Annotated in this window: 7 protein-coding genes; 4 read left to right on the top strand and 3 right to left on the bottom strand. The window is 68.8% G+C overall.

The window, feature by feature from the left end; translation table 11 throughout:
* The 3 genes from K789_RS0112475 to K789_RS0112485 form a co-directional block, all read right to left on the bottom strand.
* Positions 1-1881 (bottom strand): non-ribosomal peptide synthetase (locus tag K789_RS0112475; RefSeq protein WP_035739681.1); only part of this gene is annotated, 1881 nt, incomplete at its 3' end.
* A gap of 233 nt (positions 1882-2114) precedes the next feature.
* Positions 2115-3080, bottom strand: a complete 966-nt coding sequence (locus K789_RS0112480) for a quinone oxidoreductase family protein (RefSeq protein WP_024367038.1) — start codon at positions 3078-3080, stop codon at positions 2115-2117.
* 195 nt (positions 3081-3275) lie between these two features.
* The gene (locus K789_RS0112485) at positions 3276-4367 is read right to left on the bottom strand and encodes a fatty acid desaturase family protein (protein WP_024367039.1); all 1092 of its coding nucleotides are present in this window, start codon (positions 4365-4367) and stop codon (positions 3276-3278) included.
* Positions 4368-4568: 201 nt separating this feature from the next.
* Between K789_RS0112485 and argC the strand changes: the two genes are divergently transcribed.
* The 4 genes from argC to K789_RS0112505 form a co-directional block, all read left to right on the top strand.
* A complete protein-coding gene (argC, locus tag K789_RS0112490) occupies positions 4569-5600 on the top strand; it encodes an N-acetyl-gamma-glutamyl-phosphate reductase (protein WP_024367040.1) in 1032 nt (343 codons plus the stop codon).
* The gene (argJ, locus tag K789_RS0112495) at positions 5597-6763 is read left to right on the top strand and encodes a bifunctional glutamate N-acetyltransferase/amino-acid acetyltransferase ArgJ (RefSeq protein WP_024367041.1); all 1167 of its coding nucleotides are present in this window, start codon (positions 5597-5599) and stop codon (positions 6761-6763) included. Before argC ends, argJ begins: the two co-directional genes overlap by 4 nt.
* Positions 6764-6811: 48 nt before the next feature.
* Positions 6812-7768, top strand: a complete 957-nt coding sequence (argB, locus tag K789_RS0112500) for an acetylglutamate kinase (protein ID WP_024367042.1) — start codon at positions 6812-6814, stop codon at positions 7766-7768.
* Positions 7765-8450: aminotransferase class III-fold pyridoxal phosphate-dependent enzyme (locus K789_RS0112505; RefSeq protein ID WP_024367043.1), on the top strand; the 686-nt coding region annotated here is incomplete at its 3' end. The genes argB and K789_RS0112505, both read left to right, overlap by 4 nt.

Raw genomic sequence — 8450 nt, forward strand, 5'->3', positions numbered from 1 at the left:
CCACCAGGACACGGTGGGCGCCGCCGTGAAGCCGGCAAGGGAGGAGAGCAGATTGTTCGCCGCCATCAGGTAGGTCAGCCAGCGCATGCCCACCAGGAGGTGCAGCGGGACACCCATCAGGGTCTGGAAGACCTGAGACTTCCGGGCGGTGCGGCGGACCGTGCGCTCCGGGGCGGGGCCGGCCCCGCCTTCGGGCAGCGACTGGCGCGCGGTGTCGATGAGCGCGCCGACGCGGGGGGTGGCGTAGATGTCGGCCACCGTGATGGTGGGGTAGCGAACGCGGAGGGCCGAGACAAGTTGCGCGGCGGCGAGGGACCCGCCACCGTAGGCGAAGAAATCGGCGTCCAGGTTGGACACGGCGCCGCCAAGCACCGCGCTCCACTGCTCCACGATCCAGGCCGCATCGTCCGGGAGGTTCAGCGGGGCCGCAGCGGCGNNNGGCAGCGGCCACGGCAGCGCGTGCCGGTCCACCTTGCCGCTGGTCTTGGTGGGCAGCGAATCGACCACGGTCAGCAGCGGGATCAGCGGGGCCGGCAGGCTTTGGCCAAGGAGCTCCCGTGCGGCGGCCAGATCGAGATCCCGCCCACCGGCCGGGGCCAGGTACCCGACAAGGATCTGGTTTCCAGCCGCCGTCGTCTGCACGGTTGCGGCCGCGCCTGCAACGTCGGGCAGGGACTGCAGGGCGGCGTCGATCTCGCCCAGCTCGATCCGGCGCCCGCCGAGCTTGACCTGTTCGTCGGCGCGGCCCTGGAAGACCAGCCCCTCGGCTTCGTAGCGGACCAGGTCGCCAGAGCGGTAGGCGCGTGTCCAGCCCAGCGACGGCATGGGGGCATATTTCTCGGCGTCCTTCGCCGGGTCCAGATACCGGGCCAGCCCGACGCCGCCGATGATCAGTTCGCCGATTTCTCCTTCTCCGACCGGCAGGGCGTTGGCGTCGACGACGGCGAGGTCCCAGCCATCCAGCGGCAGGCCGATCCTGATCGGTCCGGGGCCGCCCAGTTTGGCAGCGCAGGCGACGACGGTTGCCTCGGTGGGGCCGTACGTGTTCCAGACCTCGCGGCCTTCGACGGCCAGCCGCTCGGTGAGATCCGGCGGGCACGCCTCGCCGCCGAAGATCAGCAGGCGGACGCTCTCGAGGGACTCCACCGGCCAGAGTGCGGCGAGGGTGGGCACCGTGGAAACGACTGTGATGCCGTGGCTGATCAGCCAGGGGCCGAGGTCCATGCCGGTCCGGACCAGGGCCCGCGGCGCTGGGACGAGGCAGGCGCCGTGCCGCCAGGCAAGCCACATTTCCTCGCAGGAGGCGTCGAAGGCAACTGACAGGCCGGCCAGGACGCGGTCCTGCGGACCGATCGGATCTTCCGTGAGGAACAGCCGGGCCTCGGCGTCGACGAAAGCGGCCGAGGAGCGGTGCTGCACGGCGACGCCTTTGGGCGTTCCGGTGGACCCCGACGTGAAGATCACCCAGGCGTCGTCGTCCGGGCCGGGAAGCCGCGGGGCGGGGAACGGGAGGGGCCGCTGGCCCTCCGTCACAACCTCCCCGGCTCCGCGTAGCGTCCCGGCGACCCGTGCTTCGCCGAACACGAGCCTGGCACGCTCTTCCGGGTCGTCCGCGTCCACCGGGACATACGCCGCCCCGACCATCAGGATGGCCAGGATTGAAACATAGAGATGATTGGTGCCGGAGGGAATCCGGACGCCGATCTTGTCCCCGGCACCGAGGCCGGCGAAATGCAGCTCCCTCGCCTTGGCCCGGACTGCGGCCAGCAGCTGGGCGTAACTGAGCGACTGGTGGCCGTCGTCGAGCGCCGATGCATCCGGAAAGCGCTGAGCCGTGTCCAGCAGGATGTCGACGAGGGTCCGCTCCGGCGGTGTGGCCAGGGTCCCTGAAAGCTGCGCCGGGAAAACCGGGCTGACGGTGGCGGTGGCCTGCGAAAGGTCGCCGTTTGCGGGTTGCTGCTGTTGCTCAGTCACGGGGGAATCGTCTCCGGCCTAGGTGAACGGAACGTGTCCGCGGTCGCTTTGTGTTAATACTCCGCCTCTGTACGGACGTGCGCACACTGTCCCCCCCAGGGTGTGCCCGGACCGGACCCAGGGAACCCCGGGGACCGGGCCTAGGGAACCAGGAGGACCTTGCCCGTGGTGCGCCGCTGCTCCAGGTCGTCATGGGCCCGGGCGGCCTCCGCGAGGTCGTAGCGGGCGCCAACCCGGACCTTGAGGCTTCCGTTGGCCACCGCGGCGAAGAGCTCGTCCGAGCGCCAGCGGCGCTCCCGGGCGTCGCGGAGGAAATGGGCGATCGTCGGCCTGGTCAGGTACAGCGAGCCCCCGGCGTTGAGCCGCTGCGGGTCGAACGGCGGCACGGGCCCGGACGCGGCACCGAACAGCACGAGGGTGCCGCGGATGCGCAGGCAAGCGAGGGAGCCGTCGAAGGTGTCCTTCCCTACGCCGTCGTACACGACGTCCGCGCCGGCCCCGTCCGTCAGTTCACGGACCTTGGCGGCGAAGCCGTCATAGCGCAGCACATGGTCCGCGCCGGCCTCGCGGGCCAGCTGCTCTTTGTCATCGGTGGAGACGGTGGTGATGACGTGTGCGCCCCTGGCCTTGAGCAGCTGAATCAGCAGGAGACCGACGCCGCCCGCTCCGGCATGCAGCAGGACGGTGTGGCCCGGCTCCACCTTGAAGGAGGAATTGATCAGATAATGCGCGGTGATGCCCTGCAGCGGCAGCGCGGCGGCGGTGAAGTCGTCCACGCCGTGGGGGACCGGCAGCGCTTTGTCCTCATCGATCAGGGCGTAGCCGGCGTAGCAGTTGATGCCTTCGGCCGTGGCCACCCGGTCGCCGGGGGAGAAACCGGTCACGCCGTCCCCGAGTTCCTCCACGGTGCCCGAGGCCTCGGAGCCGGGGGTGAAGGGGTAGGCCACCTTGTAGCTGCCGCTGCGCTTGTAGGTGTCAATGAAGTTCACGCCGACGGCGGCGACCTTGACCAGCAGCTGGCCGGGACCCGGAACCGGGCGCTCCACCTCGGCCGGAGTGAGGACCCCGGGGCCCCCGGCCTCGCGGGCGACGATTGCATGCATCATGTGTCTCCTTGCCTGGTCTGTTGGTGCTGGGCGGAAATTCCGGGCGGGAAGTTCCGGGCCCTCATCCTGCACCCATCCTAGGGACACCGGCGCCAACGACGAAGTGACGGCCGGNTCCGGCCGTCACTTCGGGTCAAACAGGAATATCAGGGCCGCGGGCGGAACCCTTCCGCGTTCGCGGAGCCGGCCGGCCGCTTAGAAGCGGCGGGTCACCGTGGCCATCGGGCACTCGAAATGGCGCCCGGCGGAGAGTCCGACGTCGTTGAGGTAACGGACGATGATGCCGTAGGACTGCAGCAGGGTGGTTTCCGTGTAGGGAACCTGGTGCTTCGCGCAGAACTCGCGGACGATCACGGCGGCCTTGTCGAGCTGCGGGCGGGCCATGTCCGGGAAGAGGTGGTGCTCGGCCTGGCGGTTGAGGCCGCCGAGCAGGATGTCCATGAAGCGGCCGCCGGAAATGTTCCGGGACGTCAGGACCTGGCGGCTGAAGAAGTCCACGCGGCTGTCCGCCGGCAGGACCGGCATGCCCTTGTGGTTCGGCGCGAAGGAGGCGCCCATGTAGAACCCGAAGACAGCGAGCTGGACCGCGATGAACGCGAGCGCCATGCCCCACGGCAGGAAGGTGAAAGCGAGCACAGGCAGAAGGCTGAGGCGGACCACGAGGATCGGGATTTCAACCCAGCGGTGCGTGACCTTGGCGCGCTGGAAGATGAACTTGATCGAATCGATCTGCAGGCCCAGGCCCACGAGGAACAGCAGCGGGAAGAAGAGCCAGCCCTGCTTGCGGGTGAGGAAGGAGAACCGTCCCTGCCGGGTAGCGGCGGCCTCCGGGAAGAAGGCGATGGCGCCGGTGGCGATATCCGGGTCCTTGGAAATGACGTTCGGGTGGTTATGGTGTGCGCCGTGCTTCTGCTCCCACCAGGAATAGCTGATCCCGGCGACCGACGTGGCGAGCAGCCGTGCGGCCCAGTCATTGGCGCGGCGGGAGGCGAAGATCTGGCGGTGACCGGCCTCGTGGGCCAGGAAGCTCAGCTGGGTGCAGAGGATGCCCAGGGCTGCGGCGATGAGGAGCTGGAACCAGCTGTCGCCGATGAGGGCAAAGCCGAACCAGGTGGCCGTCATCAGGAGGACCAGGACGGAAAACACCGTGATGTAGAAGCCGACGCGGCGTTCGAGCAGGCCTGCGGCCTTGACGGTCTTAAGGAGTTCCGAATAGCTCAGGACGACGGCGTTGGGCTGGCGGACGCGCGATCTCGGGCGCTCCGGCGTAGCAGTGGTGGGGGTCATGGAGCGCGTGCCTCGTAACTGTTACGGGCAACGCTGCATCCGACATTCGGACTGCACGGTCTGGATCACCCTTAACCAAGCATACGCCCCCGGCCAATCCCGGGCCCTCCCGAACCCGGCGCCTGGCGGCCCGGCGGGGCACGCACCATTGAATGCATAAATATCGGCATCTATGCATACTCTTGCTGTATAGTCCTTGGTATGACTATTTCTGTTGCCGTCTCCGGCGCTAGCGGTTATGCCGGCGGCGAGGTGCTGCGGCTCCTGGCCGGCCACCCCGACGTCACGATCGGCGCCATCACGGCCCACAGCAACGCCGGTTCCAGACTAGGGGAATTGCAGCCTCATCTCCACGGTCTGGCCAGCCGCATCCTCGAAGACACGACGGTGGAGAATCTGTCGGGACACGACGTGGTGTTTCTTGCGCTGCCGCACGGTGCCTCCGCCGAGATCGCCGCCCAACTGCCGGCCGGCACCGTCGTGATCGATGCCGGCGCCGACCACCGGCTGGAGGATGCCGCCGCGTGGGAGAAGTTCTACGGCTCCCCGCACGCCGGCACCTGGCCCTACGGTCTGCCGGAACTTCCCGGCCAGCGCGAGGCGCTCCGCGGCGCCAAGCGGATCGCCGTCCCGGGCTGCTACCCCACGTCGGCCCTGCTGGCCCTCGTCCCGGGCTTCAGCAACCACCTGCTCCAGGCCGACGATGTCGTTATCGTTTCCGCGTCCGGCACCTCCGGGGCCGGAAAGGCCGCCAAGGTCAACCTGATCGGCGCCGAGGTGATGGGCTCCATGAGCCCGTACGGTGTGGGCGGCGGACACCGCCACACACCCGAGATCGAGCAGGGGCTCTCCAACGCCCTGAACGCCCCGGTCACCGTGTCGTTCACGCCCACGCTGGCTCCCATGAGCCGGGGCATCCTCACGACGGCGACGGCGAAGGTGCGTCCCGGCGTCACCGCCGAGGAGCTCCGCCGCGCCTGGGCCGAGGCCTACGACGACGAGCCGTTTGTGCACCTGCTGCCCGAAGGCCGCTGGCCCTCCACGAAGTCGGTCCAGGGATCCAACCACGCCGTGATGCAGCTGGCACTCGACGGGCACACCGGCCGGCTGATCGTCACGTGCGCCCTCGACAACCTGACCAAGGGGACCGCCGGCGGGGCCGTGCAGTCCATGAACATTGCCCTCGGCCTGGCGGAAACCGCCGGCCTCGATCTGCAGGGAGTTGCACCGTGAGCATCACTGCCCCCCAGGGGTTCCGCGCCGCCGGCGTCACCGCCGGCCTCAAGACCTCCGGCAACCCGGACCTTGCCCTCGTGGTCAACGACGGCCCTTCCAAGGCCGCCGCGGCCGTGTTCACCTCCAACCGGGTGGCCGCAGCCCCGGTGCACTGGTCCCGCGAGGTGGTCAAGGACGGCCGCGTGGACGCCGTCATCCTGAATTCCGGCGGGGCCAACGCCTGCACCGGCCCGCAGGGTTTCCAGAACACCCACACCACCGCCGAGAAGACCGCCGAAGCGCTCGGCATCTCCGCCACCGACATCTTCGTCTGCTCCACCGGCCTGATCGGCGAGCAGCTCCCGATGGACAAGATCCTCGCCGGGATCGGCGCTGCCACCGCAGCACTGAGCACCGACGGCGGGTCCGACGCCGCCACCGCAATCATGACCACGGACTCCGTGTCCAAGCAGGCCGTCTTCACCGGGGCCGACGCCGACGGCAAGGAATTCACGATCGGCGGCATGGCCAAGGGCGCCGGCATGCTCGCCCCCGGGCTCGCCACGATGCTGGTGGTCATCACCACGGACGCGGACGTCCAGCCGGACATGCTCGACGTCGTGCTCCGCGACGCCACCCGGGTCACCTTTGACCGGGCGGACTCGGACGGCTGCATGTCCACCAATGACACCGTCGTGCTGCTCGCCTCTGCAGCTTCCGGTGCCGTGCCGTCCGCCGTCGAGTTCGGCAGGGGCCTGACCCAGGTCTGTGCAGAACTGGCCCGCAAGCTGATCGGCGACGCCGAAGGTGCCAGCCACGACATTGCGATCCGCACGTTCAACGCCGCCAGCGAAAAGGACGCCGAAGTGGTCAGCCGGGCCGTGGCCCGCTCCAACCTCTTCAAGGCCGCGATCTTCGGCAAGGACCCCAACTGGGGCCGCGTGCTCTCGGCCGTCGGCACCACCGACGCGGCCTTCGAGCCCGACCAGCTCAACGTGTCCATGAACGGCGTCCGGATCTGCCGCAACGGCAGCATCGGCGAGGACCGCAGCCTCGTGGACCTGGAACCCCGCGAGGTCCTGGTCGAGATCGACCTTCAGGCCGGTGACGCCGAGGCCACGATCTGGACCAACGACCTCACCCATGACTACGTCCACGAAAACAGCGCCTACTCCAGCTGACCCCCCCTGGGGAAGGCACAGGAAGGACGAACAGTAAGGACGAACAGCATGAACACCCAGACCCGCGAGACCACGTCCATGTCCGATGCCCAGGGCAAAGCCGGCACCCTGATCGAGGCACTGCCCTGGATCCAGCGCTTTGCCGGCACCACGATGGTGATCAAGTACGGCGGCAACGCCATGGTCAACGACGAGCTCCGCCGCGCCTTCGCCGAGGACGTCGTTTTCCTGCACCACGTTGGCATCCACCCGGTGGTGGTGCACGGCGGCGGTCCGCAGATCAACGCCATGCTCAGCCGGCTCGGGATCGAATCCGAGTTCAAGGGCGGGCTGCGGGTCACCACACCCGAGGCCATGGACGTGGTCCGGATGGTCCTGACCGGCCAGGTCGGCCGCGAACTCGTGGGCCTGATCAACTCGCACGGACCCTACGCCGTCGGCATGTCGGGGGAGGACGGCGGACTGCTCCGCGCCGTCCGGACCGGCACCGTCGTGGACGGCGAAGAGGTGGACCTGGGCCTGGTGGGCGAAGTCGTCGGCGTGAACCCCGAGGGAATCCTGGACATCGTCGCGGCCGGCCGGATCCCGGTGATTTCGACGGTGGCGCCGGAGATCTTTGACGACGGCAGTGGCGACCCGGGAGCCAAGCAGGCGCAGACCACCGGCCAGGTGCTGAACGTCAACGCGGACACCGCCGCTGCGGCCTTGGCGGAAGCCCTCGGCGCCTCCAAGCTGGTCATCCTCACCGACGTCGAGGGACTTTTCGCCAACTGGCCGGACCGCTCCTCGCTGATTTCCTCGCTCACCGCGTCGGAACTGCGCGAGCTGCTGCCGCGTCTGGAGTCAGGCATGATCCCGAAGATGGAAGCCTGCCTCAAAGCCGTCGAAGGCGGCGTCGAACGCGCGCACATCGTGGACGGCAGGCTGCCGCACTCGATGCTGCTGGAAACCTTCACGACGGCGGGCATCGGCACGCAGGTCGTCCCGGACGAGGAAAACAAATGAACCAGATCGAAACACCTTCCACGGACCTTGAGCACTCCCCGGTCGGGGAGCTGGTCCATTCGCACGCCACCGGCGCCCAATGGCTGGCCCGGTACTCCTCCTCGCTGCTGGGCGTCTTCGGCACCCCGCAGCGGGTCCTGGTCCGCGGCTCCGGCTGCCTCGTCTGGGACGCCGACGGCAAGGAATACCTGGACCTGCTTGGCGGAATCGCGGTCAACGCCCTGGGCCATGCACACCCCTTCGTCACCTCGGTGATCTCGAGCCAGCTCGCCACCCTGGGCCACGTCTCCAACTTCTTCACGAGCCCCACCCAGATCGCGCTGGCCGAGAAACTGCTGGACATCACCAAGGCACCGGCCGGTTCCAAGGTATTCTTCGCCAATTCCGGCACCGAGGCCGTCGAGGCCGCGTTCAAGCTGGCGCGGCGGAACAGTGGCGCCAGCACAGCCGCGGCAGCGGACGGCGCCAGCCCGGACAGACCAGGGAAGCCGCGCACCAAAATCATCGCGCTCGAAGGGGCCTTCCATGGCCGCACCATGGGAGCCCTGGCGCTTACCGCGAAGGAAGCCTACCGGGCGCCGTTCGCCCCGCTGCCCGGCGGCGTGGTGCACATCCCCTTCGGTGACATCGACGCGCTCCGGGCCGCGGTGGACGACACCACCGCCGCCGTCTTCCTCGAACC

Source organism: Arthrobacter sp. TB 26, from assembly GCF_000427315.1.
Lineage (GTDB): Bacteria > Actinomycetota > Actinomycetes > Actinomycetales > Micrococcaceae > Arthrobacter.